Below are 26,260 nucleotides of genomic sequence, written 5' to 3'. Positions count from 1 at the left end.
GGGCCCGGACGCGGTCCGGACACCCCGGAACGTAGCGCAGCCACTGCCCAAGAAACAGGGCCTCGACGCACATATGTTCACCGGATGTGCCGCCAATCACGCAGGGAAGGCCCGACAATCACGCATCTGTGAGCGCTTCTCGGCCTCCAAGTCCCATGCGGACCGCACGCGAACATGAACAGATGTCAACCCGGAGGATGAGGCAGTGTCCACGTCCTAACAACTCGAGACCTGCCGAGACCAAAGAGCCATGGAGGAATCACCGTTTGTAGCGCCTTGGACATCGCAGGCCTTCCGGCTCATAGGTATCGGTTGACGACCATGCGGTGGTCAATACCGGGGCTATGCGCCTGGGATCACACCCGAGTGCGAGAAGACGTAATCGGCTCAATGCGTACGTCATCGAGGTGATCAGGTCGTTGTCGGGACCCTGAGAGCAGATTCATCGTTGTCTATGTTGCCCGTCCCTGTTGACATGACCCCGAAGGCACCATGCTCCAGCGGGGCACGCTACGACCGCGCCTCGGAGTACAGCTCCGCAAGGCTTCAGGGCGGGGAGCAGGCAGACGGGAACATTCGTGTCACGGGGAGACTGACAAGCCCCTCGCCAGTGATGCCCCAGCAGGCCGACCATGACCCTCCCACAGTTCTCCGACGCCAGATCCCCGAAGCGGATAAACATATGGAGGTCCGCCGACCCCGATGTCGACGGACCTCCATCTGGGCACAGCGCTAGGCACCCATCGAGCGAACCGCATCCTCCCGCTCGCGGAAGTAGGCCACCGTGTCATGCACGAGTCGATCGAGTGCCGGAACGTCAGGAACGCCATTGCGCGCGGGATATGGCCCCGCACCAGGGCCGAGAGGCTCGGGAGTCATAAAACGCCCCTCGGAGTTGGCCCCAACAAGGTACGCCGCCATAATGACCGCGTCTAGATCGAGCGAGCCATCGCCCAATGCTCTCCTGTTCGAATCGGCCAGGTGCAAGTTGACTAGCCTGCCCCCCGCCTCAAGTATCGCCCTCGGGATATACTTCTCCTCCACCTGCATATGATACACGTCTCCATTGATGCATTGGACCCCTGGCGCATCAACCGCGTTAATGTAGGCCACGGCGTCCGCCACCGTATGTACAATCGAAGTCTCCGCGGATCGAATAGGCTCGATCGCAGCTTTGACCCCCTGCTCACTGAACACGTGTGCGACACGCTTAAGAGCCAATACCGAGCGCTCAAACTCATATGAGTCATAGGCATCGGCTCGCCCGACGGAGGCCGGAACCACTAGCAAGTAATGGCCTCCCATGGCCTTCGTGAACTCGACCTCCCTCTTAATGTAGTCAAGCGCCGCTTGCTGACAAATCGGACGATTCGAAGACAAGTCATTGTCATCCGAAAACATGCCACAGACGCCCGAGGTCTGCAGGCCGTAGCGATCGAGAATCGCACGGGTCTCCTCCACCTCATAGCCCAGCGAAGGACCATAGTGATTCCCGTGGAGCTCGATAAACGTGACACCATTGGCCGCCAGTCTCTCGGCCGAGCGCTCGAGATCCTCCAGTCCGAACCCCCAGTTCGACCACGATAAGTTCAGCCTGGGCGCGAACCGAGTAGGGTTCGCCTGCTTAGCAGCGAGGTACTGCTCGACAAGTTCGCGCTTCCAACGGTCAACATTCTGCTCCGACAACATTTACTGACTCCTAACTAGTTCATAGAAAGACGAAACATCAACCCACATCGGTGACTACGCTGATTGCCGCACGATGAGCTCCGCATCAAAACTGCGGCCCGACACCAACTCCCTCCCATTCAAGAAGCCGCCTATCTCCTGGGCGATGTGGTCGCAAATGCCCGCAATTGGCTGTCGTATGGTAGTGAGCGGAACGCCAAGCACAGACGCATATGGCACATCGTCGAAGCCAGAGACACACACATCACTACCAACCGTCAGACCAGCTTCCGTAACCGCCTTTGAAACACCCATTGCAAGGTGATCGTTAAGGCACACGAAGGCATCCGGCCACAAATTGTCCGGACGGACCAGGACGCGCCGCGCAACCTCGTAGCCGCCGTCCCAAGTGGGCCCGGACGCCCACTGAACGTCAACGTCCTCCACACGCATGCCGCGTTCCGCAAGCTCATCAGAGAAACCGCGCCAACGATCCTTATGCTGAGTCGCCTGTACCGGCTCGTTCACGAAACTGAACCTGCGCAGGCCACGCCTCCAAAGATGACCGGCCAACTTCCGCATGCCGTCATAATCGTCGATGCCTACCGACGGGAAACCCGGACGCTCGCTACGCTGCGCCATCAACACCACCGGAACACCCCGATCACGTATACGAGTCAAGTCGTCCCAGCAAGCACCGGTCGAGCACACGATCAAGGCATCGACCCCGACTCGCTCCATGTTACGAAGTACTCGGCTCTCAACCTCCGCCACCTGATCGGTTTCGGCTAGAACCATCGAACAACCAAGGTTTTCAAACAACCGACTCAACTGATGGGCCGCCTCAGCGAAGAACGGATTGGAAATATCGAAGAAGACCACACCGATCATGGACGAGCGACCCAGGCTAAGCGCGCGGGCTGTCGGATCCGGGCTGAAGCCGCTCACCTCCAATACACTCTCCACGCGCCTGCGCAAACCATCTGAAACCCGTTCCGGGTGGTTGATCACGTTTGAGACCGTGCCTACAGAAACGCCAGCAAGTCGCGCCACCTCCCGGATCTTCAGCCTTCTGCCGCGCACCGTGTCCAACTCTTCAGCTCCGTAGTTGATACCGGCGCGCAGCGTAACTATTGATCAGGATTGAACAAATCAGTACGGCGCCAAGCGCAAGCAATTGGGAACGCGATCCTGCGGAACCCTCCATCGAAATAAGCAGCCCGGCGTTCAACCACGTGATCAGCACCGCCGCCATGACGACGCCGCTCACCCTCCCAAATCCTCCTTGGATAAGGACACCGCCGAGCGCCGCTATCGTTATCGCAGTCAGCGCCATACCGTTACCCGCTGTACCAGCGTCCGGCCTTGCCGACGCGTACTGGGCGACATTGACGACCGCGGCAAGTCCGCACAGCAAGCCCGAAACCATATAAGACGAGCCTCGAATTGCGCGAACATTCTGAGCCGCATAGCGCGCCGCTGTCGCATTAGTTCCGACGGCCAATAGCGACCGCCCCCACGTCATACGGTCAAGCAACAGCCATGAAATGATCACGCTAGGAACCAGGATCGTTAGCACCTGCGTCGGAATCATAAGGCCGAACAAAGGAACCCGTCCGGTGAGAACCCCGTTCGCCGCCGTAATCCTGTCGCCGGAGATCGGCGCAGAGCCGGAAACCACCATGGCAATTGAGGCGTAGGCGTATTGCGTCGCCAGAGTAGCAATAAGCGGGGGAAACCTGAGATATCCCACTAGCATGCCGTTGACGGCCCCCAGCAGCCCGCCCGCAACAACTGTGCATACGACCGCCGGGACAAGCGGAATTCCGGCGTTCTGGATCAAGTATCCGAAGAGCATTCCCGCCAAAGACACTATAGCGCCGACCGACAGATCGATGCCCGAGTACCCGGAGATTATGACAAACATCTCCGCCAGTGCCAGAAGCGCAACCGGAACCAGAGATTGCAGCGACGACGCCATGTACGAGGCGTCGAAGTCGGCGAACAGATACCCGCCTCTTCCCAGTGCCGAGAACATAGTGACTAGAAGGACCGTCAGCAGCGCGAGTGCAGCGGTCCGCTCCGTCAAGAGAACACGTACGATTCGTGCTAGCACAGACTCGCGTTCCTCGTTCAATGCGCTGTCCATCGCAGGCGCTGTCATGACGTGGCCCTCCTTGCCTGACGCAGTAGATCCACGCCCACTGCGATCAGTATGATGATTCCGACAAATAGCTGTGTGATCTCGGTTGGCAGGTGAAGGTGGATGACCGCTGCCTGAACGCTTCCCACCAGTACGGCGCCCAACAACGTCCCCAGCACGGTACCGCGCCCCCCAATTACGGACGTTCCCCCAATGACGCACGCCGCGATCACCGACATCTCCATCCCGATGCCGACATTCTGCTGAATCAGGCCTCCGCTGCCAACCGATACGACGGCAGCTACCCCTACCATAGCGCCGCAGAACACGTACAACATGAATATGCGACGCCTGACCTTGACGCCTGCGAGTCGAGCGGCGTCGGCGTCGTTGCCGATCGCGTATATGTGGCGCCCAGTCGCCCAGTGCCTCATGTATACCCATACGGTCGCCGTCAGTACGATCGCAAGCCACATCGCGTTAGGCAGTCCCAGAAAACGCGCACGCGAGATGCTTCCTCCCAAGAAACTGAGAGTCCCCGGAACGCCGGCGACCTGAGTCTCTCCGAACACCTGAAGCGCTATATAGCGAAAGACGTTCAGCGTACCGAACGTACATACCATTGCGGGAACTCGTCCGAACGCTATAAGGGTAGCGTTGATGGCGCCTAATGCGCTACCGACCAGCAGCGCTACCGCGATCGCTATAGGAGCATTGACATCGAAGTCACGTATGAGTTTTGACACCACAACCATGACGACCGCGAGGCTGGATCCGACAGACACGTCGATGCCGGCTGCGCACATGATCGGCGTCATCGCGACACCTATGAGAGCGATCGGCGCAACCGTGTAAAAGATTGCGAATACGCTGGACGGCTCAACGAAGGTCGGCGTCGTAACACCCATAACCAGCCACAGCAGTGCAATCACTATGACGAGCACCATTTCCTGGCCCTCAATAATGGGCCTGCGCACCCTACGACCGTGCCTACGTGTCCCACCGATACGCTGGCCGGTTACTGATGGACTCATCTTACCTCCCCACTCTCAAGTTCTCCCGATGCGGCGCTTAGCAAGGCAACCGCCGACACGTCGCCATTTAACTCGGTTGATATCTCTCCATGTCTCATCACGAGTATTCGGTCCGCCAGGAATCGGATCTCGTCCAAGTCCGTGGAAAACACTATCGCCGAATGCCCATCAGCGGCGTGATCCAGAATCAACTGGTGTATTTCCGACTTTGCGCCCACATCCACCCCTTGAGTGGGTTCCTCGGCAAGCAGGACGTCGGGTACCTCCACCAGTTGACGACCCATAACGACTTTCTGTTGATTCCCCCCGGACAGTGCGCCAACCGGAGTCGAAGGCCCCGGTGCTTTGATGCCCAACCTGCGAATAAGCTCGCTCGTCATTCTCCGCTCGTGTCGGTCATCGAATACGCCCAGGCGGGAGAAGAAGGCAGGTGGCTGGCAGAGATATTGAAGGCCAGGCTCTTGGGTTGGAACACGCCTTGCAGCTTCCGGTTGCCGGGGAGCATGGCCATTCCTAGCCGCATTGCGATACGTGGCGAACGTATCCGCACCCGCTCGCCGTTGACCCGTATTTCGCCGCCTTCGGGACGCGTGACACCGAAGAGCGCCCGCGCAAGCTCCGTTGTGCCCGAACCAATGAGTCCATACACGCCGATGATCTCACCGCGACGCAGCTGGAAACTGACATTATTGAGCCGTTTACCCTGCGTCAGCGATGAGACTTCGAGCACGACATCGTCGCTCATGACACTGCGCCGGTCTGAGCGATCAGCGATTTCAAACTTGTCGCCCACCATTGCTTGCGCGATCTTGGTCGGAGACATTTCTTCGGTGGCGTAAGTCCCAATGACGGAACCGTCGCGCATTACTGTGATCCTGTCAGTGATGCGCCCCAACTCATCCAGTCTGTGCGAGATATAAATGACTCCTATGCCCTCATCACGCAAACCCCGGATGATATCGAAAAGGCGCTCTATCTCCATATTTGTTAGGATAGCCGACGGCTCATCCAGGATGAGTAGGCGAACGTCTACCGCGAACGCCTTTGCGATGGACACCAGCTGCTGCTCTCCAACGGGAAGGTCACCCACCCGGCTGTGCATGATTTCCGGGTCCAGCTTCAGGCGTCCCAGCAGTCTTTCGACTTTCTTCTGTTGAGTTGCCCAATCGACCCGGCCCATACGGGTCTCCTCACGACCGAGGAATATGTTCTCGGCCACGGACAGGTCAGCGAACAGCTCAGGCTCCTGATACACCGGAGACACCCCGGCGGCTAGTGCGGACTGCGTATCTCCTAGAATAATCGGCTGCCCGTGTATGAGCACGGTACCCTTGTCAGGGATCTCGGCCCCGCTGATCATTTTGATGAGAGTCGACTTTCCCGCCCCATTTTCACCGACCAGTCCGTGGACCTCGCCCGCACGAACCGACCAGTTGACGTTCCGAAGCGCGTGAACGCCGCCGTAGCGCTTGTCGACTCCCCGCACCTCCAGGATGTCTTCTTCGGAAGGCACGTCTTCGCTTCCAGTATTCGCCATATTCACGGTCCCCCATACTCCCGTGGTGTGCGCGGTCGTCATGACCGCGCACACCACGGTTCACGAAACGAGTCAGTAGTCGTAGTCCCCTGCGTTCTCCTTAGTCAGGATGAGCGGTTCTCCCATTACGAGCGTCTTCGACTCCTCGTCATAGGTCACACCGGTAATCCTGCCCACGTCCTGAGTCGCCTCGAACGACTCACCCTGCGCCAGCTTCCAGCCAGCCCATGCCGTCAAATATCCGAGGTTCTCTACGTCCCACAGCACTGACGAGCTCGCTGAGCCGTCCTCCAGGTACGGCAACATGGCCTGCGGCGTTCCGACGCCGACCGTGGCGATCTCCCCCGTCTTACCGGACTCCTGAACTGCTTGTGCAACCCCGGGTGCGGACGTTGTGCAGACCCCGACCAACCCCTTGAGGTCCGGGTATGCGTTGATGAGGTTCTTGGCCATGGTGACGGCCTTAGCCTGGTCCTCATCGGCATACACGGTGTCGACGATCTCCATGTCCGGATAGTCGGTAGCCGCCTTGTCCTTGAACACTTCAATCCACGCATTCAGGTTGGCTGCGGTCTGTCCGCACGACACGATCGCGATCTGACCTTCCCCATCGATCGGTTCCGCCATTTGTTCCAGCAGTGCTGTGCCGATCGCTTCCTCTGTGGCCTGAGTCACGAATACTTCGCGCGAGGACGATGAGGCGTCCGTGTCCGCCGTCCCGACCTTTATCCCCTGATCTTGGGCCTCGGTGATCAAGGGAGCCATGGAGTCAGGGTCGTTGGACGCGATCATTAGGGCGTCCACCTTCTGCTGCATCAAAGAACGAACAACTTCGCTCTGCGCGGCGGGATCAGCCGTGTTCGGGCCCGAATAGACCCAGTTGAAGCCAAATTCCTCGGCGGCGTCCGCACCACCGGTGTTCATGGCCTCAAAGAAGGGGATTCCCTGGATTTTCGGCACGAATGCCACGGAAACCGCTGCTCCGTCGGCCGTATCACCACTCGCTCCGCTCGACGCGCCTCCACCGCTGCCACCGGCGCAGCCTGCGACTGCCAGCGCGAGGCACGCGACACCTGTCAACGCTGCCATACCTAGACGATGTTTCATGTCAGTCCTCCATAGCCACGTTCCCGCGAACTCCCCGATGAGTCCACGAACTGGCTGGGCCGATCCGTCTTTGGACCGGTTCAAAACGTGGCGTGACGAAGTATTCACCACGAGATCCAGGTGTGTCAACTGGCCACTTGGAGTTCATGGCCCCCTACCATCGTTTGTCCGATCGCGATACATTTGCTTCGTGTGCGTCCTGGTGCCTTCGCCCGAGGTAGTGGTCGCGCCCAACGGGCCTCCGCGCCGAGGCCGCCGCGCTCACCGTCCGCTCACCACCGACCGAGCACCCGGTCCACGGTTGCACCGATGTGCAATGCCTCGTCTTGCCCCTGCGGGCAAGCGACGAGGATGATGCATCCAGGTACCTCGGTGGGCCCGTCCACCGACCGGGCGCGCGCTGACCGTTGTGCCCAAGGCACGCACCTGTCGTACAGACAACCGACAAAGGAGTTAGTCCATGACCACCGAGCCCCTCGAGCTCACCGACCTCGACCTCAAGGCCATTAGCGTCGCCAAGGCGCTGGCCGCCGACGCCGTGGAGGCGGCGGGCTCCGGGCACCCCGGCACCGCGATCTCGCTGGCACCCGTTGCCCACCTGCTCTACCAGCACGAACTACGCCACGATCCCGCCGACCCCAGCTGGCTGGGCCGCGACCGCTTCGTTCTGTCCGCCGGACACGCCTCCTTGTTGCAGTACTGCCAGTTGTTCCTGACCGGTTACGACATCCCGGTGGATGGCTTCATCCACTTCCGCTCCTCCACCGGCCTGCCCGGACACCCCGAGTACGGACACACCCCCGGCATCGAGACCACCACTGGCCCGCTGGGCGCCGGCTTCGCCAACGCCGTCGGCCTGGCCATGGCCGCCCGCCGCGAGCACGGCCTGTTCGAGCCCGACGCCGCCGACGGAGCCTCCCTGTTCGACCACTTCGTCTACACGGTCATGGGCGACGGCTGCATGCAGGAGGGCATCGCCTCCGAGGCCGCCTCCCTGGCCGGCACCCTGCAACTGGGCAACCTAATCGCCATCTACGACGACAACGACATCTCCATCGAGGGCGACACCGACATCTCCTTCACCGAGAACCCCTCCGCCCGCTTCGAGGCCTACGGCTGGCAGGTGCTCGACGTCGACTGGAAGGCCGGCGGCGCCTACCACGAGGATCTGCAGGCACTGCACGAGGCACTGGTGACTGCCCGCGCCGAGACCAAGCGCCCCACCATGATCCGCCTGCACACGATCATCGCCTGGCCCTCCCCCACCAAGCAGGGCTCGGAGGACTCTCACGGCGCCAAGCTGGGCACCGATGAGGTCGCCGGGCTGAAGGCGGCCCTGGGCCTGGACCCGCAGGCGTCCTTCCAGCTGCCCGACGACGTCGTCTCCTTCACCCGTGCTCACGCCGCCGAGCGCGCCGCGGCCGCCCGCGCCGACTGGGACGCCCGCTTCACCGCCTGGCAGCAGGGCTCCCCTCAGCAGGCCGCCCTGCTGGAGCGCCTGCGCTCCGGAGAGCCGGATGAAGGGCTGGACGCCGCGCTGCCGGTGTGGGAAGTGGGCGATGCCCTGGCCACCCGCGCCGCCTCCGGCAAGACGCTGACCGCACTGGCACCGGTCGCCCCGGAACTGTGGGGCGGCTCCGCCGACCTGGCCGGTTCGAACAACACCACCATGGCCGGCGAGCCCTCCTTCCTGCCCGCCGACCTGGCCCGCTCCGAGGCCGACGGCCCCTACGGACGCACGCTGCACTTCGGCATTCGTGAGCACGCCATGGGTGGGATCCTCAACGGCATCGCCCTGGACGGTCTCACCCGTCCCTATGGCGGCACCTTCATGGTTTTCTCCGACTACATGCGCCCGGCCGTGCGCCTGGCGGCGCTGATGGGTCTGGGCTCCATCTTCGTGTGGACGCACGACTCCATCGGCGTGGGCGAGGACGGCCCCACCCACCAGCCGATCGAGCACCTGGCCGCGCTGCGGGCCATCCCGGGGCTCGCCGTCGTCCGGCCGGCCGATGCCAATGAGACGGCCGCCGCCTGGGCGGAGATCATGCGGCGCCCGGAGGGCCCGGCCGGAATCGTCCTGTCCCGGCAGAAGCTGACCGTCCACGCCGATCCCGAGGCCGCTCGCGCCGGTGTGCACCGGGGCGCCTACGTGCTCGCCGAGGCCACCGATGCCGCCGGGGCGGAAGTCACCCCGGCCGTCACCATCATCGCCACCGGCTCCGAGGTGGGCGTGGCCATGGACGCCCGCGAGGCACTGCAGACCGAGGGCACGCCCACGCGCGTCGTCTCCGCCCCCTGCCTGGAGTGGTTCGCCCAGCAGGACGAGGCCTACCGCGCCTCGGTGCTGCCCGAGGCGGGCCTGCGGGTATCCGTTGAGGCGGGCGTCGCCATGGGCTGGCGCGAGCTCGTCGGCGACGACGGTGTGATCGTCGCCCTGGACCACTTCGGCGCCTCCGCCCCCGGCACGCAGCTGTTCGAGGAGTACGGCTTCACCGGCGAGGCGGTGGCGGCGCGGGTGCGTGACGCCCTGGCCCGCGCCTGACGATTATCTGTCAAGGCGTGGGCGGGCGGGTCGCCTCAGTCAGCGCTCGCCCACGCCTGACCAGAAACTCCGCCCGCCCACGCCCGGCCAGTGTCCGCCCTCCCGCTCTAGACGCTCCCGGGGTGCATTCCACGACCCCCGGCGCTGTTCCACGACCTTGGGGTGCTTTCCACGACCCCGGGGTGGTCGTGCAACATGCACCAAGGTCGTGCAATGCGGCCCAGGGTCGTGGAACGCGCCGAGCGCAGCCAGCGTGCCCACCTCTAGTAACAGGCTAACGGCCCCGCCGGACCCTCGATCACCTGGATGGGAGTGCCGAAGACGGCGGTGAGCACGTCGCCCCGCATGATCTCCGTCGGCGGGCCGAAGCGGAACACCGCACCGTCCCGCAACGCGCAGATGCGATCGGCGTAGCGGGCCGCGAAGTTGATGTCGTGCAGGACGATCAGGACCGTGCGGCCGAACTCCTTGGCGGCCCGTTCCAGGTGGTTCATCATCTCCACGCAGTGAGCGATATCCAGGTTGTTCAACGGCTCGTCCAGCAGCACGTAGTCGGTCTCCTGGCACAGCACCATCGCCACATACGCGCGCTGCCGCTGCCCGCCGGAGAGCTCGTCCAGGTGCCGCCCCTCCAGCTCCCCCAGGCCGAAGAAGTCGATGTAGCGGGTAATGATGCGCTCGTCGTCGGCGGTAAGGCGGCCCCGCGAGTAGGGGAAGCGCCCGAAGCCCACCAGCTGGCGCACGGTGAGACGGGTGATGAAGTGGTTCTCCTGCCGCAGGATGGACAGCACCCGGGCCAGATCCGCCGACTTGGTGGAGGACACATCCAGCCCGGCCACGCGCACCGCGCCCTCGTCAATGCCCAGCAGGCGCCCCACCATGGTCAGCAGGGTGGACTTGCCCGCCCCGTTGGGGCCAATGAAGGCGGTGATGCCGCCCGCGGGGATGTCCAGCGTCACCGGCCCAATGGCAACCTCGGAGTTGTAGACCTTGCGCACTTCGTCCAGCTCGATCACAGCCGCCCCTTTCTGAGCACGACGACGAGGAACACCGAGCCGCCCACCAGCTCAACGATGATGGAGACGACGCCCTGGGCGTAGAAGATGTGCCGCATGATGAAGTAGGCGCCGGTGAGCACCAGCAGTCCCAGGCTCGCGGCCATGGGGAACAGGTAGCGGTGGTCGTAAGTGCCGGACAGCTGGTAGGACAGCGTCGCCACCAGGAAGCCGAGGAAGGTCATGGGTCCGACCAGCGCCGTGGAGGTGGCCATGAGCACCGAGACCAGCACCAGCACGCCGATCGTGGCGCGGGTGTGGCTGAGCCCGAGGGTGGTGGCGGTGTCCCGGCCCAGGGCGAGCACGTTGAGCCGACGCGAGTACGCCAGCAGGGCCGCGGCGCAGACCACCACCAGCGGGATGGCGATCGGGTAGTACTCGGGGTCGGCGTTGGCGATGGAGCCGAACAGCCGGGCGGAGAGCAGGTCGAACTCGCTGGGCGTGAGCAGGCGCTGCATGAAGGTGGTCAGGCTCCCGAGCGCGGAGCCGATGACAATGCCGATCAGCAGCATCGAGTAGAGGTTCCGCGTGCCACCGGTGAGCAGCCAGGAGTACAGCAGCAGTGACAACCCCACCATGAGCAGCAGTCGCAGGGCAAACATGGGGGCGGTGCGGGTGGCAGTCAGGCCGGCGGCTCCGAAGAAGAAGATGGTGGCGGTCTGGATGGCCCGGTACAGGGACTCAAATCCCATGAGCGACGGCGTGATGATGCGGTTGCCTGTGGCGGTCTGGAAGGCGACGGTGGCCAGGGCCTGGCACAGGGCCACCACGACCATGGCGATGATGGCGTCCAGGCGCCGCTCGGCGATGAGCCAGAAGCCGCGGCTGCCCGGCGGCATCGGGTTCTTCCAGACCAGCAGGCCGACGGCGAAGCACAGCGCCAGGCCGGTGACGGCCAGGTAGGTCAGCCACCAGCGACGGCGGGCGGCGGGGGTGGCGAAGGCGCCGGAGCGACGGGCGGCGCCCGAACGATCCGTGGCATCGACCGGGGCGTGCGGGGCGGGAACCTCCGGTGCGGGGCCGGCCGGGACCTCGACGGCGGGCGGGGCTTCGACGGCGGGTGGGACTCCGGTGGTCTTGGGGGCCGTCGTCGCCGGGGTAGCCGGGGCAGCAAAGGTGTGAGGAGTCATGCCCATCCCCTCCTGGTCTGACGGATGATGAGGGCGATGAACACGGCCGCGCCCACCAGGCCCAGCACCACGGCCACCGGGATTTCGAAGGGGGCGATGATGGTGCGGGCGAGCAGGTCGCAGACGGTGATCAGGCCGATGCCCACCAAGCACACCCAGGGCAGGTTGGAGCGCAGGTCGTCGCCGCGGCGCATGGACACCAGGTTCGGCACGATCAGCCCGAGAAAGGGCAGGGAGCCTACCACCACGGTGACGGTGCCGGTGGCCACGGCCACTAGAGCGGTGCCGATCAGCACCGTGCGCCGGTAGTCGACGCCGATATTGGTTGCCACATCCTCACCCAGACCGACGGCGGTGAGGTGGTCGGCGTAGTAGAAGATGGCGGCCACCACCGCCACCACGATCCACAGCACCTCGTACTGGCCCCGGTACACCGAGGTGAAGCTGCCCTGGAACCACACCCCCAGGGACTGCAGCATGTCGGTTTGCAGGGCGAAGAAGGTGGAGACTGCGCTGACAACCGCGCCGAGCATCATGCCGATGATGGGTACCAGCAGGGAGGAGCGCAGCGAGACCCGGCGCAGCAGCAGGAAGAACACCATGGTGCCGATGAAGGCCGCCGTCACGGCGCCTACCATTCGCCCCAGCACGCTGGCGCGCGGGAAGAGCACCATCACCGCCAGCAGTCCCAGCCCGGCCCATTCGGTGGTGCCGGTGGTGGTGGGCTCCACGAAGCGATTCTGGGTGATCAGCTGCATGACCAGGCCGGACATGCTCATGGCGGCTCCGGCCAGCACTAGGGCCAGGGTGCGGGGAATGCGCACATTGCGGAACATCTCCCAGCCGTCCGCGTGGGACAGGATCGAGTACTGGCCGGTGGCCAGGCTCAGTCCCAGCAGCGCCAGGACTACCACCAGCCCGACCGCGAGCCCCCGGGTTGCCAGGGGCCCGCGGGTGCGGGCGGCGGCCGTGCCACTAGCCGGCATGCCCAACTTTGAGAGTTGTCGGATGCTCAGTTTTGGGCACCTTCGAAGGCGTCGGCGATCGAGTTGAGGATCTCGGTGTAGGTGATGATCGACTCGTTGGTGTAGGTGTCGTCGGGGGCGTAGACGATCTGGCCGGAGGTCACCGCGGTGACGTTCTGTAGGGCGGCGTTGCCGGCGATCACATCCGCGGCGGGCGTGTAGCTCGGGTCGTCCGCGGTGATGGCGGCGTCGCGGTCCATGACGAAGATCCAGTCCGGGTTGGACTCGGCGATCTGCTCCACGGAGACGTCGTCGCCTGGTGATCGTCGGTAGAGCCCTCGACCTCGAGGGCGGGCTGCAGCTCGAGCAGGTCGAACAGCGGCCCCCAGGTGCGTCCGGTGGTGGGCCCGGAGTAGCCGATCTCGCCACCGGAGACGATCACGGCCATCACGGTGGAGGAGCCGTCGTAGGCGTTCTGGGCACGCTCCAGGGCGTCCTCGAAGTCGGCGATAAGCTGCTCGGCCTCGGCCTCCTTGCCGAAGACCTGGCCCAGGGCGGTCACCTGGCGCTCGAGTTCGGCGTCGAAGGACTCGCCCTCGCGCGGTTCAAGGTCGAGCAGGGTGGCGTCCGGGGTGAGGGAGGCGATGGAGTCGTACTGGTCGGAGAAGCGCTGCCCGACGATCACCAAGTCGGGTGTGGCCGCCGCCAGCGCCTCCAGGTCGGGTTCCCGGTGAGAGCCGATGTCGGCGACTTCGTCGCGTCGTAGGCGGTGATGGAAGAGGGGATGAGCTGCTTGGGGGCAGCGACCAACGGCACACCCCAGTCGGCCAGGACCTCAAAGGTGCGGTTGTCGGTGGAGGCCGCCCGCTGCACGGGCAGGGCGACCTCCACACTGCCGTGGTTGTCCGCGATAGTGACCGAGGAGGCCTGGGAGGCGGAGGCAGAGGCGGCGTCGGACGCCGCGGAGGTAGAGGCGGAGTCGGTGGTGCCGGAGCAGCCGGCGAGCGCAAGGCTGACGGCAGCCGACAGGGCCATGAGCGCAGGGAGCTTGCGAGACATGTCTTCCTTCGGGATGGTAGGGCTCGCGTGGCACGGTCCACACGAGAGGAATAGGCTTACGCCGACCCATCGAACTTAGGTCAGCTTCACCTATGTAAGGCCAACCTATGTTGTCGCGAGGCAAACGGCAAGCCCCGTCTCATCCCATCTTCGAGGTCGGTCAATATGGTGACAGCCCGGTTCACGACGCCGTGGCGCTTGCGACGGGAGTCGCGGCGGCGCTCGCGGTGGCCCGGCTCGCCTCGATGGCGGCAACGACGTCGGGCACGTGGTTCTCGCAGCACCACGGCAGTGACAGTGGGGAGGCGGCGGCCAGGCTCATGGCGGCGACCTCGTCGGTTACGAACAGGGCCGTGCCATTCGCAACGGCCGGAATCTCGGCCAGCCGGGGGTCCACCTCGATGGCCTCCACGGCATCGTCACCGTCCACCTGTGCCCACAACAGGTCGGCCTCCAGCTGCGCTGCCTCGCTGAGTGGGTAGTTCACCGCAACCGCTCCCGCGGCCTCCTCCACGCTCTGAGCGGCAGGTGCACGCGTCAGGCCGAGTTGCTGCAGCACCTGCGAACGCGTATCGACCTCGGTAAACATGGTGATGGACGGGCCGCTCGCATCGAGCGCGACCGCCGCGTAGGAGGCGCCGGACAGGGACGGATTCAGGGTACGGGCGGTGGTCAGCACATCGGTGGTGGTGTTGACCAGGGCCTCGGCAGCGGCGGAACGCCCCAGCGCCCCTCCAACCGTGATGGTCACCGCCTCCCAGGTGGCCTCGTAGGCGGAGGCGTCGGCCGGATAGGCCAGGGTGGGTGCGACGGCGGACAGACGCGTGTACTCATCCTCGCTCATGCCCGAATGCACCCCAAGGATCAGGTCGGGCTCGAGGGCAGCGACCGCATCAACGTCGACGGCGTCCGCAGCGCCGTACAGGGTCGGCGCCGCGGCGGTATCCCATCCGGCTCCCAGCGCTTCAAGACCCGCCGTGGTCCAGGGGTAGGCGTCCTCGCCGTCGGCACCAGCGGCGACGGCGGGCATGCCGATGGGGACCACGCCGAGGGAGATGACCACATCGGCGTCGACGGTGGAAATGGCCACGATGCGGGTCGGCTCGGCCGCGATCGTGGTGGAGCCGTAGGTGTGAGCGATGGTGATGGGGAAGGACTCGGTGGCGCCCTGGGAGGCGTTGCCCGCAGCGGCGGAGGGGCCCGCAGTACTGCTGCCGTCGGAGGCGCAGGCCGCGAGCAGTGCGGCGGCGCCCGCGGCAGCGGCCCCGGCCAGGAGACTGCGGCGGCTCAGTTGGCGAATGCGGGCGGAGTCGGCCAAAGACGATCATCCTTCGGTCGCGGCCCCGGCGCCGGGCGTCCGGGGCTCGGTCTAGGGCATTTTCCTATGCCTCGCACCCGCCCGGCAAGGCGCTTCTGCAGCCGCCGCCGTCCTCGACCCGCCAGACCCGAAGCCCACTCCACGAAGCGAAGGCATGCGCGCATTGCGGCGGGCGGAGTCGCAGAACTGCCGGGGAGCGCTGCCCATGGGCAAGCCTTGCCGCCACCCGAATAAGCGCCAATACTGGCCATATACCAATTAGTTACCTACATCTTGTCCGAGGAGGCCTCCCATGAGGAACCAGAACCAGCAGCGCGTCCCCCACTCCAAGTACTACTGGGCGCTGATGACGGCGGCGATCGTGATTGGCGTCGCGGGCGTCTACCTGATCCTCGGCGTGTTCGTCGGATACCTAGGATTCAGATTCGGTCTTCGCGCCCTGGCGGTCGCCTGATGTTCTTCACCATTGGTGCCGCACGCGCAATCGACGAGAGAATCCTCGCCAAGTCCCCCCACTTGGTGCGCCCAAAGGACCGGCAGCTGCTCGCCGAGCGGCTCGGACGCGATCCCCTTACCGGTGCCCCGTTGGCTGCCGGCTATGGCCCGACCCCGGGTTATGGGCAGGCCCCGGGGCAAGGGCCGGCGCCGGTCTACGGCCAGATGCCCAGCTACAACCAAGCCCAGCAGCCCATGCCGCCCACCCAACCCACTGCGCCTGTGCAGACACAGCCATCCGCATACCAGGGGTACGGCTCTGGCAGCTACGGCCCGACGGCGTCCTGAACACGTGCGAATTCGTGTCGGCGGCTCCCGGTAGCCTGCCGGCATGGCCACCACGAAGACTGCCAAGGCACGCACTTCCTACGTGTGCACCGAATGCGGCTGGACCAGCCCCAAGTGGCTCGGTCAGTGCCGCGAGTGCCGCGCCTGGGGCACGCTGGAGGAGTTCGTCGAGCCCGCCCCGGGCGGGATCGGTTCCCCCGGGCGCGTTCCCGTGGCGGCCGCGGCCGTACGCCCCGCGGTCGCCGCCCGTCCCATCGCGGAGGTCAGCGCGGAGGAGGCCCGCGCCCGCCCCACCGGGGTGGGCGAACTGGACCGGGTTCTGGGCGGCGGCGTCGTGCCGGGGGCGGTGGCGCTGCTGGCCGGAGAGCCCGGCGTCGGCAAGTCCACGCTGCTGCTGGATGTGGCCGCAAAGGCCGCCGCAACCTCCCGCGAGCGCGGGCAGGGACCGGTGTTGTACGTGACCGGGGAAGAGTCGGCCAGTCAGGTGCGGCTGCGCGCCGAGCGCATCGGCGCCATCGACCCGGCACTGCTGCTGGCCGCCGAGACGGAGCTGGGTGCGTTACTCGGGCACGTCCAGGATGCCGCGCCATCACTGCTGGTCGTGGACTCCATTCAGACCATTGCCTCCGCGCAGGTCGAGGGCGGAGCGGGCGGGGTCACTCAGGTGCGGGCGGTGGCGAGCGCGCTCATTCAGGTAGCCAAGGAGCGGGCCATCCCGGTGCTGCTGGTCGGGCACGTGACCAAGGACGGCGGCATTGCGGGGCCGCGAGTGCTGGAGCACCTGGTGGACGTCGTCTGCCAGTTCGAGGGCGACCGGCATGCCCGGCTGCGGCTGCTGCGGGCGGTGAAGAACCGCTACGGCCCCACCGATGAGGTCGGCTGTTTCGACCTGGGCGAGCGCGGCATCGTCGGCCTGGCCGACCCCTCGGGCCTGTTCCTGTCTGCGGCGCGCAGCGAGGTGCCGGGCACCTGCGCCACGGTGACGTTGGAGGGACGCCGTCCCATGCCGGTAGAAATCCAGGCGCTGGTTGCCGGGACCGCCGCCGGCTCGCCGCGCCGCACCACCTCCGGGGTGGACCACTCCCGGGTGGCGATGGCGCTGGCGGTGCTGGCGGCCCGACTGCGAGTGGACACGTCCACCACCGACGTTTACGTCTCCACCGTGGGCGGGGCGCGGGCAGTGGAGCCGGCCACGGACCTGGCGGTGGCAATCGCCGTCGTCTCCGCCGCGCAAAACCTGCCCACTCCCCCCGGCTTGGTGGCCTTCGGGGAAGTCGGACTGACCGGGGAGGTGCGGGCGACTGTGGGCGTGCAGCGGCGACTGGCGGAGGCGGCACGCCTGGGCTTTGATCGTGCCATCGTGCCGCTGGCCGGGTCTGAGGAGCTGCGCGACGTAGACGGCATGCGCGTGCTACCGGTTGCGCATCTGAGCGAGGCCATCGGCGCGGCCCTGCCCCGCAGCTGACGTCCCCGTGCCCTTACAGGCGCCGCTGTCGCCGGCATGAGCACGAGACGTGCAGCACGGCGCGACCTGTTTCACGGCGTCGCGCCGCCCCGGACGGTTAGCATGGTGCGGGCATCGGCCCGACGCCCGCACTAGTCGGCGCGTCCGGACCACCCCCAGGAGAGCCCTATGACCGACACCCCCGTCAACCTGCTACGCGAGACGCTTGCACTCGTCGCCCCCGGCACCGTCCTACGCGACGGCCTGGAGCGCATTCTGCGTGGACGCACCGGGGCGATCATCGTGCTCGGCTTCGATGAGACGGTCGAGGCGATCTCCTCGGGCGGTTTCCGCCTGGACGTGGAGATGACTGCGGCGCGACTGCGGGAGTTGGCCAAAATGGACGGCGCCGTGATTGTGGACCGGGCGAATAACCGCATCCGACGCGCCAACGTGCAGTTGCTGCCCAATGCCTCCATTGAGACGGTGGAGGCCGGCATGCGCCACCGCACCGCCGAGCGCGTGGCCCGGCAGACCGGGCATCCAGTGATCTCGGTGAGTCAGTCCATGCGGATCATCTCCCTGTATGTGGATGGGCGCCGGCACGTGATCGAGCCGAGCGAGGCGATTCTGGCGCGCGCCAACCAGGCACTGGCCACGCTGGAGCGCTATAAGGCCCGCCTGGACAAGATCTCCGGCGCCTGGACGCCCTGGAGATCGAGGATCTGGTGACGGTACGCGACGTCACCGCCGTGCTGCAGTTGCTGGAGATGGTCAGCCGCATCGCCTCCGACATCGACGGCTACGTGGTTGAGCTCGGCACCGATGGGCGGCTCCTCGCTCTGCAGGTGGAAGAACTGACCCGTGGGCTCATGGCCGAGCGCGACTTCCTACTGACCGACTACCTGCCGGAAGGGCTGGACACGGCCACAGTGGACGCGCGCCTGAAGTGGGTGGGCTCCCCCGCCCTGCTGGACCTAGCTATGGTGGCCCGCGCGATGGGCCTAGGCGGCGCGGACGGGCAGGATCTGGATGCGTCGGTCTCGCCGCGTGGGCTGCGGATCCTGGCTAAGATCCCGCGGCTGCCGCTGGTGACGGCGCGCGCGGTGGTGGACAACTGGGGTTCCCTGCAGGCGGTGCTAGCCGCAACGGTGGAGGAACTGGAGGCGGTCGACGACGTCGGCGCGCGTCAGGCCCGTACCCTGCGCGATGGCCTGTCGCGCCTGGCGGAAGTGTCCATCGCCGACCGCTACGCGTGAGAGCAAGCCGCAGCCGCCGATGCTAAACTGAGACCGTCTGGAAACGGTTCGTTCGCGCCACGCGTCCCACTTGTCAGCGGGCGGGCGTCCACGGAAGGTGTTGAAGTGGTGCTGCAGGTTGTACCGGAGGAGCTTGCCGCCGCTCGTGCGTACTTAGACAACAGCAGGTATTCGTTGTCGCAGTTCCGGGCGGATTCCGGCAGTGAGGCCGTATTCGGTTCCGCCGTGCTTGCATCGGCTGCGGCGCAGTTCGCCGCTCGCCACGAGCAGCAAGCAGAGCGTACGGCGGCGCGGGCGGATGTGGACGCAGACGGGTTGCTGGCCGCGCAGCAGGGATACGCGACCACCGACGACGAGGCTGCCGACGGCGCGAATCGGCTCGCAGCATCGGCCAGTGGGCTACGCAACCTTGGCGGCTCGGCTGCGGGCGGTGCCGTTGCCGGAGCCAGGGCTAAGACCGTCACTTACCACGGCCTGACCAGCTAGACCACGGCGCAAGACAATCGGGAACTCCATGGGAAGAAGCGCGGCGTGAAATCAACGGCTGACGAGGAGTACGCGGCCTTGATGGCCTCGCCAAGGCGACGACGCATGCGGCGTGTCTTTACCGGCTGCCTCCTGGTCGTACTGCTGGCCACGGCGGGCTTCGGGGGTTGGCTGTGGTGGACCAGACCACTAACACGAGAGGTGCCGCTGCCCGATAGGATTGCCACCGATGACGGCCTCTACGCCCAAATACACAGTAGTATTCCGCCAATCGAGACCGATGACGGCAGGCTGCAGAGCAGTAGCATGCGCTCCGAAAACCATGAGTGGATCGGCGTGCTGAAGTGGGTAAGAAGAGACGGAACCGAGGAAATCTTTGAGCTGCGCCTGGGAGAGACTGCGCACATCGACAGCCTGGGAACAGTGACATTGCTCGGCGTCAATCCCAAACCACTCATTCCCGACTATAACGATGGCGGATGGACCTACAAGGTGTATATTGTCCTCGACCCCGGGGTAGAAATAATAAGGTGAACGCTCTCGCAACATGACTCTGGTTATGAGTATTACTCCGTCGATGTCGCTGCGAGACTACATGGATCAGGGCCTGTTACCCGTACGTGAGTCAGCGTAAGATCGATCAGGGTACATCAAGTTCAGTGGCAGACAAGGAGCGTGTTGGCAGTGGCATCAGCAATCGGCGACAACGGCGAGCAGTCCGGCGCTAGGTCCACGATGGCCCCCGTTGGAGCCGACACGGAAGCAGAATCCGTCGGGTACGGTGCTGTGAATCCATCAGGTGGAGAGGTCTCGATAGTCTCGCCAGGCCGACGTCTTATGCGGAGTGTCCTGCGAGGCTCCCTTGTGGTTGTGGTGGTTATGGTGGGAGTCGTGGGCGGTTGGTTGTGGTGGACCAGGCCACTGACACGGCAGGTGCCGCTGCCTGACGAGCTTGTCACCAAGGGAGGAATCTACGCGCAGGTTCATGTGAGTATCGAACCACTACAGACCGCAGAAGGCCAATTGCAAGTAGGACCATTGCGCTCGGAAGGACATAAATAGATCGGCACGCTGCTGTGGCGGCACAATGACGGCGTCCAAGAAGCCATCGAACTACGGCTGGGCGAAACCGTCCACATTGATGGGCTGGGCACAGTCACCTTGCTGGCTGTTAACCCAGAACCACTCCTCCCCGACTACCGATTAGGAGGTTGGACCTATAAGGTGTATATCGTCCTCGACCCCGGTGTAGAGCGAATAAGGTGAGCGCTCACGCGACATGACTCTGGTTAGGGGACTTCGCCGATGTCGGTGCGGTTGAAGTATTTCTCGTAGTCCTCGCGGGTGATTCGGATAATGCCGTCGTCTTCGGCGTCGGAGCCGTCGGCGGTGTTGTTGTGCGCCCAGGGGTTGCGCAGGGTCACATACTTCTCATCGATCGCAACCACGGTCTAGGCGTGGTCTTCAACGATCCGGTAGTCGCCGGTTCTGTCGCGACCGTCGATCGCGGCGTCCGGGTGCTGCCTGTCGGCGTCGTCGGTGTCGGTGTTGGCGGTCGCATCCGACGCCGTACTTCCATCACTGAAATCGCCGCCTGTTCCCGCGACCACCGGCCTGCCATCCTGCACGGCCTGTTCGATCTGCGCCCACTCCTGCTCGGTGTACTTATGATCCTCACGCACCGCACCCAGAAAGCCCGAGGTGCCTCTGGTGTCAACTACTGGCGGGCCGTACTGCCCGGAAATCGCCCGCATCGCATTGGCGGGCATGCCGTATGGCAGGTTGTGGTCGCCCAGGTACTGGCCGTAGGCACGCTCATACACGCTCATCAGGTTCGGCCCCCGCCGCCCACCACCAAGATCATCACCTTGATTACCGTTGGTGTAATAGTCGGTGACCTTGACCTCCACCGGAAAGCCGAAGAAGTTGTATAGGGTGACGATGAACGCCTGGTCCTCCTCACTCCACCGCACATGATCCCGCAGAAACTGCTCCCCATCCTCAGACAGCGAATACGCATCCAAAGTCGCCAAAAAGTAGCAATCACCAATATCTGCCTGGTCTACGGGGTCCCAGTCCGCAGAGCCATCCGCCTGCTGCCGCAACCTGCGGATGTCCTCATCACTGAAAGCAGTCTTATCCCCGGTGCCATCATCCCCACCTTTGCCCGCACCGACACTGCCGCTGTCCCATTGCACGCCCGCGCCACCAGCGGAGCTCGATCCAACCTCAGCCCGGGAGCCAGCACCTACACCAACCGCGTTCAAGGCCGCGGCTGTTTGCATGGCGGCGATACTCACCCGCGCCCGAATCCCCACCGCCGCACCCGCGGCCGCGTAGCGCACGCCCGCCACCAGCACCGCCGGCGCCGCAGCATCCACCGCCTCCAGCAGTGCCTCACCGACCAGGGCGCGCAGCCGCTCCAACGCCTCCTTCGCCTCGGCCAGCACCTGGCGTATGCCTCCAAACGGCTGGCCCCGTCCAACAGACTGGTGATCGAGGCATCCAGATCCGCCTCCAGGCCCCGGGAGGAGGACCGGAACGCCTCCGCACTGACCCCCTGCCAGGACGCCACCGCCAGACGTGAGGACACCACACTGCTGGCGGCCTCATCCAGCACCCGGGCTCCAGCCCGCCAGGAGTCCGCTACCGCTAGCACTCCGCCGGGCGAACCCGGAATCTCTCCGACAACCCCGCCCGCAACCTCATCCAGACTCAACCCCATACTTGCCCCTCACTCGTCAGATGGTTGGCGTCGCGCTCGCCCAGAGGACACCACAGTTCATCATCCCGAACCGTAACCCCACCGACACCAAAACACCATCCGCAGCGTCATTGTGAGAGTGGCGGCGGAAGACCTCTCGGCCGCTTATGCCCTACTCGATCACGAAGACGCGGTCCTCGGTGAGGTCCGTTCCGTCCAGTCGGATACGCACCCGGTAGGTGCCGGCGGTGGCCGCATTACCGGAAGCGGCGGCCGGGGCTGCCTCCCCAGCGGAGGCTGCCTCAGTTCCTTCGTCCCCCTGGGCAGCCTCGCCTTCCTCCGTATGCTCCGCGGCTGTGGGCGACGCCGTGGCCTCCTCGGCGGCAGATGCCGAGGCCGACGCCGAGGCAGCAGGCACACAATCCGACGAGGCGACGTTGCCGTCCCAGATGATGGTGGCGGCGGCCGCGGTGCCGGGAGACACAAGCAGGCGGCGGCTAGTGGGGGTGAAGGGGCAGACCGTCGACTCCCAGATGGTCTGGTTGCCTGAGGTTATGAGGGCGCCGATATGCTCCCCGCCCAGATCCAACAAGCACGCCTCGTCGGCAGTGTTGTTCACAGTAACGTTCAATGTCATCCCGGATCCGGCGGTCACCGAGTCCGGCGAGGTGAAGGTGACGTCCAGGTCCGCGGCGGTGCAGTCCACCGGGTTGGCGTAGGTGGTGGCGGTGTGCGCAGCGGCCTGGTCGTCTTGGGCGCGGATGGTGTCACGCGCCCAGACGGCCGCAGACAGGATGCCGCCGGAGATCCCCGCCAGCAGGGCCACGGCGAGCAGCAGCACCACGAGCCGCCGCAACCAGTAGCGCGGCCGCCGGGGCCGGGCCGGGCGGCGACTGGCGGTGAGTCCACGCCCCCGGGGCTGCCCGCGTCGATTGCCGGCTCTCGTTCGCGGCGCGGAACGGCTAGCACTGCCGCGAGCGCCTCCCCGTCCGGCCGCCTGACCGGAGCCGGACCGCGCCACCGAACGAGCGGTCTGGCCGCGCCCGGTGCGCGCGGTGCGGGCGGGACGGCGCCCCGGGCGGCCATCCTGGGTGGTGATGGAGCGCTGCGCGCCGGCCTGGCCGCGGGGTGCCTGCCGTGAGCTGGACGCACGGGCAACACGGGGTTGCACCGACGACGTCGAGCGAGACGCAGCCCCGCCGTCTGAAGCACCGGAGCGAGAGGCACCGCCACGCGCGGAGGCGGAACGGGAACCGCTAGAACGCGCAGACGACGCCCGACCCCCCGTGTTGCGACCGCGCCGGCCGCCGCGGGAGCCGTCTCCCGAGTTTCGTCTCTGCGCCATGGGGTCGACTGTACCGGCGCCGCACCCCCGCCCCGGTCAGCGCCCCGCCCAAGACGCCCGCCGGAACGCCCAGGGTGGGAGACATGTCACCACGCGGGATATACCGGCGCTGGCATCTCACAACGTCGGCGGCAACCAGGCCAGTTGGACGGACTGGATCGAATCACGGGTGCCCAGCGGGTCCCGGCTTGGGACGCTGACGCCCGAGCAGCGGCCCCTCGTCGGGGTTTCCGGGCAGCATGATGCCGGGGGTGGAAAGGTCATTTAGCGTCTGTACCAAGGGCTCGAATAGGGCCCGGCTGGCCCCGCCCGTGCGCCGAGTCAGCACCAGGTGCAGGCCGATATCCTGCCCCTGGGGCAGCAGGGCCTGGAGCGGCAGCAGCGGATTCATCTGGCCGGTGGTCAGCAGGTCGTAGTCGTCCACGAGGATGTACACCTCGGGGCCGTTCCACCAGCTGCGGGTACGCAACTGCTCCGGCGTCACCTCCGGACCGGGCAGGCGCTGCTTGAGAAACTCCGTCAGATCCGTCATCTCCTTGGTCGCCTGATCGCGCAAGGTCACATACGTGAGCATGAACTCCTCGGGAATGTCTCCGAGCAGGGAGCGACGCGGGTCGACCGGCAGGATGCGCACGTCATTCGGGGTGCGATTACGGGTCAGTTCGGCCATCAGTGCACGCAGGAAGGATGACTTGCCCTTCTTGCATCGCCCAGCACGATCAGGTGGGGCTCCTGCCGCATGTCGAGGGTAACGGGTTCCAGACGGGCCTCATTGATACCGATGACGGGGCCGTCCTTGGCGGGTACCAGCGCCTGCAGTTCAGAAAGGTCGATGCGGGTCGGCAGCAGCCGCAGCTTCGGTCCAGGCGCACCTTGATAGGAGTCCGCGATGGTGCGGCACGCGTGGCCGACACCTTCGGAGAGCGTGGCGGGATCGTGTTCGCCGTCCAGCCGCGGAAGGGTGAGCAGCATGTGTCGCCCGGTGGGGTCCAGCCCGCGCCCGGGGCGGCCGGCCGGCACCGCCTTGGCAGCGGGTCGGCTGATCTCGGAATCGGAGGGTTCCCCCAGGCGCAGGCGTGTTCACCCCAAAACAATACCGATGGCATCTTCGTGCCCGTGGCCGGGGATCGTCTACTACTCCGGTTCAAGCTCTGTTACCCCGGTTAGGTGTTTGTTGAAGGGCTCTGAAACCTTCAGCAGACGCCGAAGGGGCGTACAACGACACAGCACGGCCCCACTCCCAGCACCTCGGCCCCACGCCGTCATCCACCACACCCTCAAACCGACAGAGCCACATTGGTTTGGGTGGGTTTAATAACCATGCCCGGATGGAGGCCGACCTGAAGCACCTGTGGGAGTACTCCCTCCCGAGGGTGCGGGCCAGCGAGGAGGAGGTCATCCAGGCCGAGAAGCAGCTCGGGTTCCGGCTGCCTGAGTCCTACCGGACCTTCCTGCTTGCGGCCGACGGCTGGCCCAACTTCTATCACGACGTTGCGATCTTCTCCACCCGGGACCTTGTCGGAGGACCCTTGTACGACAGTGCCCGTATACCTCTGGATCTTCCGGAGTGTGTGGCGGCTTTGGCCAGGGATGGCGCGATCGCCGAAGACCAGTTCATCGTTGCAGCATCCGAACTCGACGAAGACGTCTTCCTCATGGGTAAGCCCGGAACCGCAACGAGGGCAAAACCGCCTGGTACGCCGACGGTCAGGTGATTGACCGCTATGACGACTTCCACGACTGCTACATGGCCATGCTCGAATACAACAAACGCAATGCTCGTAGGTTCCGTGCGGAGAACGGTCTACCGCCTCAGCCCCTACCTGATGAGAAGGGCTACCGGCCACCACGCTTCGATGATGATGGGCCATATACCGACACCCAAGCACCGTAAGCGCGAGTCGGCGTCATGAGCGACTCGGGGAGGAAGTGCGCATGAGCAGCACCTGCAGTGGACAGACCGGCACCGATACACCGACCCCGGAGACCGACGGCCCGACCGGGGCAGCGCCGGGCTTAGAGTTGTCTCTGCCTGGTGGTGGGGTGTTTCGGGTAGTTCCGCCCCAGGTGGGTGTGCCGGTGATCCGGTTGTGGTTGGAGCACCACTGGCCCATGAGCGTCCAGGAGGGCCTGGAGTTGCGCGACCAACTTGGCTGGCAGTCCTCACCGACCAGGGAGTCCATGTTTACTACCGGTCATGACCTGGGCGGCAAGGACGCCTCTTTCTTCACGCTCAAAGGTCAGATCGGGTCCTTCCGCATGGGGGTGGCTTCACGTATTCCGAAGGCCAGCGCACCAGCTCAGGCACCTACACTGGTGCGCCAGGCATACGACCAGTACGTCCAAGCGCTGACCGAATTGTACGGTACCGGCACCACCAAGCGCTCCCAGGGACGCAACGGCCCCCCAAGAGTCCACCACCTGGACCCTGCCGAGCGGAGCATCACTCCGACTCGGCACCGTCGGGCGAATCCTCAGCGCCACCGTGGACTCACCTGCTGCCAACCGTGCGGCCGAGGCCGAACGCCGCTACTTCGAGGAGGAGGCGGAGTTCCCAACCGAGCCCCCGCCACGGCCCCGCGGTCACCTCGGTGTTTGCGCCCTCCCAGATCCTCTGCCGGATTGAGGACGGGTATCATGCTTCCAGAAATGGATGGCAAGGCATGAATACGGCTCTC

At 65.2% G+C, this 26,260-nt stretch carries 24 protein-coding genes and 3 pseudogenes; 8 read left to right on the top strand and 19 right to left on the bottom strand.

The genetic code is table 11. The annotated features are described in order from the left end of the window. Window positions 1-732 precede the first annotated feature (732 nt). The 7 genes and pseudogenes from BW737_RS06600 to BW737_RS06575 all read right to left on the bottom strand — a co-directional run bounded on the left by BW737_RS06600 (window position 733) and on the right by BW737_RS06575 (window position 7,471). Window positions 733-1,689 (bottom strand): sugar phosphate isomerase/epimerase family protein, encoded by a 957-nt coding sequence (locus BW737_RS06600; RefSeq protein WP_086614766.1) that lies wholly within the window; start codon window positions 1,687-1,689, stop codon window positions 733-735. A gap of 54 nt (window positions 1,690-1,743) precedes the next feature. Then, window positions 1,744-2,751, bottom strand: coding sequence for a LacI family DNA-binding transcriptional regulator (locus BW737_RS06595; protein WP_257210567.1), 1,008 nt, complete (start codon window positions 2,749-2,751; stop codon window positions 1,744-1,746). A 13-nt stretch (window positions 2,752-2,764) separates the two neighbouring features. After that, window positions 2,765-3,832 (bottom strand): ABC transporter permease, encoded by a 1,068-nt coding sequence (locus BW737_RS06590; protein WP_218961808.1) that lies wholly within the window; start codon window positions 3,830-3,832, stop codon window positions 2,765-2,767. Then, the gene (locus BW737_RS06585) at window positions 3,829-4,758 is read right to left on the bottom strand and encodes an ABC transporter permease (protein ID WP_257210559.1); all 930 of its coding nucleotides are present in this window, start codon (window positions 4,756-4,758) and stop codon (window positions 3,829-3,831) included. Before BW737_RS06585 ends, BW737_RS06590 begins: the two co-directional genes overlap by 4 nt. A gap of 83 nt (window positions 4,759-4,841) precedes the next feature. Continuing rightward, a pseudogene (locus BW737_RS16735) lies at window positions 4,842-5,261 on the bottom strand (D-xylose ABC transporter ATP-binding protein); the annotation flags it as partial. Continuing rightward, entirely contained in the window at window positions 5,222-6,424 is a 1,203-nt protein-coding gene (locus BW737_RS06580) for a sugar ABC transporter ATP-binding protein (RefSeq protein WP_218961807.1), read from the bottom strand. The pseudogene BW737_RS16735 and the gene BW737_RS06580, both read right to left, overlap by 40 nt. Window positions 6,425-6,454: 30 nt before the next feature. Next, on the bottom strand, window positions 6,455-7,471 hold the full coding sequence (locus BW737_RS06575) for an autoinducer 2 ABC transporter substrate-binding protein (RefSeq protein WP_257210558.1): 1,017 nt from the start codon (window positions 7,469-7,471) through the stop codon (window positions 6,455-6,457). A gap of 478 nt (window positions 7,472-7,949) precedes the next feature. Here BW737_RS06575 and tkt point away from each other — a divergent pair, with 478 nt between their 5' ends. Further along, window positions 7,950-10,034, top strand: a complete 2,085-nt coding sequence (tkt, locus tag BW737_RS06570) for a transketolase (protein WP_086614761.1) — start codon at window positions 7,950-7,952, stop codon at window positions 10,032-10,034. A gap of 263 nt (window positions 10,035-10,297) precedes the next feature. On the opposite strand, the gene BW737_RS06565 is transcribed toward tkt, so the two are convergent. The 6 genes and pseudogenes from BW737_RS06565 to BW737_RS06545 all read right to left on the bottom strand — a co-directional run bounded on the left by BW737_RS06565 (window position 10,298) and on the right by BW737_RS06545 (window position 15,561). Continuing rightward, a complete protein-coding gene (locus BW737_RS06565) occupies window positions 10,298-11,050 on the bottom strand; it encodes an iron ABC transporter ATP-binding protein (protein ID WP_086614760.1) in 753 nt (250 codons plus the stop codon). Continuing rightward, the gene (locus BW737_RS06560) at window positions 11,047-12,219 is read right to left on the bottom strand and encodes an iron chelate uptake ABC transporter family permease subunit (protein ID WP_086614784.1); all 1,173 of its coding nucleotides are present in this window, start codon (window positions 12,217-12,219) and stop codon (window positions 11,047-11,049) included. Before BW737_RS06560 ends, BW737_RS06565 begins: the two co-directional genes overlap by 4 nt. Continuing rightward, entirely contained in the window at window positions 12,216-13,205 is a 990-nt protein-coding gene (locus tag BW737_RS06555; protein ID WP_086614759.1) for an ABC transporter permease, read from the bottom strand. Before BW737_RS06555 ends, BW737_RS06560 begins: the two co-directional genes overlap by 4 nt. A 26-nt stretch (window positions 13,206-13,231) precedes the next feature. Then, window positions 13,232-13,926, bottom strand: a pseudogene (locus BW737_RS17980) (siderophore ABC transporter substrate-binding protein). Continuing rightward, complete coding sequence (locus tag BW737_RS20205) at window positions 13,866-14,243, bottom strand: substrate-binding domain-containing protein (protein WP_257210556.1); 378 nt, start codon at window positions 14,241-14,243, stop codon at window positions 13,866-13,868. The pseudogene BW737_RS17980 and the gene BW737_RS20205 overlap by 61 nt, the downstream one beginning before the upstream one ends. Before the next feature lie 181 nt (window positions 14,244-14,424). Beyond that, window positions 14,425-15,561, bottom strand: a complete 1,137-nt coding sequence (locus tag BW737_RS06545; protein WP_086614758.1) for an ABC transporter substrate-binding protein — start codon at window positions 15,559-15,561, stop codon at window positions 14,425-14,427. A gap of 292 nt (window positions 15,562-15,853) precedes the next feature. On the opposite strand from BW737_RS06545, the gene BW737_RS16190 reads away from it, so the two are divergent. From BW737_RS16190 to BW737_RS06520, 5 genes and pseudogenes are all read left to right on the top strand, one after another. Then, complete coding sequence (locus BW737_RS16190) at window positions 15,854-16,015, top strand: hypothetical protein (RefSeq protein WP_180272104.1); 162 nt, start codon at window positions 15,854-15,856, stop codon at window positions 16,013-16,015. A gap of 372 nt (window positions 16,016-16,387) precedes the next feature. Then, window positions 16,388-17,809, top strand: coding sequence for a DNA repair protein RadA (gene radA / locus BW737_RS06535; protein ID WP_086614756.1), 1,422 nt, complete (start codon window positions 16,388-16,390; stop codon window positions 17,807-17,809). Window positions 17,810-17,977: 168 nt separating this feature from the next. Next, window positions 17,978-19,047 (top strand): annotated as a pseudogene (disA, locus tag BW737_RS06530) (DNA integrity scanning diadenylate cyclase DisA). A gap of 105 nt (window positions 19,048-19,152) precedes the next feature. Then, window positions 19,153-19,533, top strand: a complete 381-nt coding sequence (locus tag BW737_RS06525; RefSeq protein ID WP_086614755.1) for a hypothetical protein — start codon at window positions 19,153-19,155, stop codon at window positions 19,531-19,533. Window positions 19,534-19,578: 45 nt separating this feature from the next. Further along, window positions 19,579-20,067 (top strand): hypothetical protein, encoded by a 489-nt coding sequence (locus tag BW737_RS06520; RefSeq protein WP_143233310.1) that lies wholly within the window; start codon window positions 19,579-19,581, stop codon window positions 20,065-20,067. A gap of 755 nt (window positions 20,068-20,822) precedes the next feature. On the opposite strand, the gene BW737_RS16185 is transcribed toward BW737_RS06520, so the two are convergent. The 5 genes from BW737_RS16185 to BW737_RS06500 all read right to left on the bottom strand — a co-directional run bounded on the left by BW737_RS16185 (window position 20,823) and on the right by BW737_RS06500 (window position 24,554). Continuing rightward, window positions 20,823-20,981 carry a hypothetical protein gene (locus BW737_RS16185; RefSeq protein WP_180272103.1) on the bottom strand — a complete coding sequence of 53 codons (159 nt, stop codon included), beginning with the start codon at window positions 20,979-20,981 and terminating at the stop codon, window positions 20,823-20,825. Window positions 20,982-20,984: 3 nt separating this feature from the next. Further along, window positions 20,985-21,983, bottom strand: coding sequence for a calpain family cysteine peptidase (locus tag BW737_RS06515; RefSeq protein WP_086614753.1), 999 nt, complete (start codon window positions 21,981-21,983; stop codon window positions 20,985-20,987). A 426-nt stretch (window positions 21,984-22,409) separates the two neighbouring features. Beyond that, window positions 22,410-23,081 carry a hypothetical protein gene (locus BW737_RS06510; RefSeq protein ID WP_086614752.1) on the bottom strand — a complete coding sequence of 224 codons (672 nt, stop codon included), beginning with the start codon at window positions 23,079-23,081 and terminating at the stop codon, window positions 22,410-22,412. A gap of 664 nt (window positions 23,082-23,745) precedes the next feature. Beyond that, window positions 23,746-24,252: a hypothetical protein gene (locus BW737_RS06505; protein ID WP_086614751.1), complete on the bottom strand. Its 507-nt coding sequence runs from the start codon at window positions 24,250-24,252 to the stop codon at window positions 23,746-23,748. Next, the gene (locus BW737_RS06500) at window positions 24,252-24,554 is read right to left on the bottom strand and encodes a hypothetical protein (RefSeq protein ID WP_143233309.1); all 303 of its coding nucleotides are present in this window, start codon (window positions 24,552-24,554) and stop codon (window positions 24,252-24,254) included. The genes BW737_RS06505 and BW737_RS06500 overlap by 1 nt, the downstream gene beginning before the upstream one ends. Before the next feature lie 356 nt (window positions 24,555-24,910). Between BW737_RS06500 and BW737_RS06495 the strand changes: the two genes are divergently transcribed. Then, on the top strand, window positions 24,911-25,297 hold the full coding sequence (locus BW737_RS06495) for an SMI1/KNR4 family protein (RefSeq protein ID WP_086614749.1): 387 nt from the start codon (window positions 24,911-24,913) through the stop codon (window positions 25,295-25,297). Window positions 25,298-25,489: 192 nt separating this feature from the next. Here BW737_RS06495 and BW737_RS16180 read toward each other — a convergent pair whose 3' ends face one another. Next, window positions 25,490-25,765: a hypothetical protein gene (locus tag BW737_RS16180; protein ID WP_180272102.1), complete on the bottom strand. Its 276-nt coding sequence runs from the start codon at window positions 25,763-25,765 to the stop codon at window positions 25,490-25,492. On the opposite strand from BW737_RS16180, the gene BW737_RS17970 reads away from it, so the two are divergent. After that, the gene (locus tag BW737_RS17970) at window positions 25,695-26,249 is read left to right on the top strand and encodes a DUF6301 family protein (RefSeq protein WP_257210555.1); all 555 of its coding nucleotides are present in this window, start codon (window positions 25,695-25,697) and stop codon (window positions 26,247-26,249) included. The two genes, BW737_RS16180 and BW737_RS17970, sit on opposite strands and share 71 nt — an antisense overlap. Window positions 26,250-26,260 lie beyond the last annotated feature (11 nt).

Origin of the sequence: Actinomyces ruminis (assembly GCF_002154335.2) — a bacterium.
Classification (GTDB): domain Bacteria; phylum Actinomycetota; class Actinomycetes; order Actinomycetales; family Actinomycetaceae; genus Actinomyces; species Actinomyces ruminis.
Note: the sequence above shows the minus strand (reverse complement) of the source record. Positions and strands in the feature narration are given on the sequence as shown.

Coding starts and splice junctions, on each gene's coding strand:
- BW737_RS20205 (WP_257210556.1), bottom strand. CDS start 14,243: ATGTCTCGCAAGCTCCCTGCGCTCATGGCCCTGTCGGCTGCCGTCAGC.
- BW737_RS06600 (WP_086614766.1), bottom strand. CDS start 1,689: ATGTTGTCGGAGCAGAATGTTGACCGTTGGAAGCGCGAACTTGTCGAG.
- tkt (WP_086614761.1), top strand. CDS start 7,950: ATGACCACCGAGCCCCTCGAGCTCACCGACCTCGACCTCAAGGCCATT.
- BW737_RS06505 (WP_086614751.1), bottom strand. CDS start 24,252: ATGGCCGAACTGACCCGTAATCGCACCCCGAATGACGTGCGCATCCTG.
- BW737_RS06555 (WP_086614759.1), bottom strand. CDS start 13,205: ATGCCGGCTAGTGGCACGGCCGCCGCCCGCACCCGCGGGCCCCTGGCA.
- BW737_RS16180 (WP_180272102.1), bottom strand. CDS start 25,765: ATGGACTCCCTGGTCGGTGAGGACTGCCAGCCAAGTTGGTCGCGCAAC.
- BW737_RS17970 (WP_257210555.1), top strand. CDS start 25,695: ATGAGCGTCCAGGAGGGCCTGGAGTTGCGCGACCAACTTGGCTGGCAG.
- BW737_RS06590 (WP_218961808.1), bottom strand. CDS start 3,832: ATGACAGCGCCTGCGATGGACAGCGCATTGAACGAGGAACGCGAGTCT.
- BW737_RS06580 (WP_218961807.1), bottom strand. CDS start 6,424: ATGACGACCGCGCACACCACGGGAGTATGGGGGACCGTGAATATGGCG.
- radA (WP_086614756.1), top strand. CDS start 16,388: ATGGCCACCACGAAGACTGCCAAGGCACGCACTTCCTACGTGTGCACC.
- BW737_RS16190 (WP_180272104.1), top strand. CDS start 15,854: ATGAGGAACCAGAACCAGCAGCGCGTCCCCCACTCCAAGTACTACTGG.
- BW737_RS06560 (WP_086614784.1), bottom strand. CDS start 12,219: ATGACTCCTCACACCTTTGCTGCCCCGGCTACCCCGGCGACGACGGCC.
- BW737_RS06585 (WP_257210559.1), bottom strand. CDS start 4,758: ATGGTGCTCGTCATAGTGATTGCACTGCTGTGGCTGGTTATGGGTGTT.
- BW737_RS06495 (WP_086614749.1), top strand. CDS start 24,911: ATGGAGGCCGACCTGAAGCACCTGTGGGAGTACTCCCTCCCGAGGGTG.
- BW737_RS06575 (WP_257210558.1), bottom strand. CDS start 7,471: ATGGCAGCGTTGACAGGTGTCGCGTGCCTCGCGCTGGCAGTCGCAGGC.
- BW737_RS06500 (WP_143233309.1), bottom strand. CDS start 24,554: ATGCTGCTCACCCTTCCGCGGCTGGACGGCGAACACGATCCCGCCACG.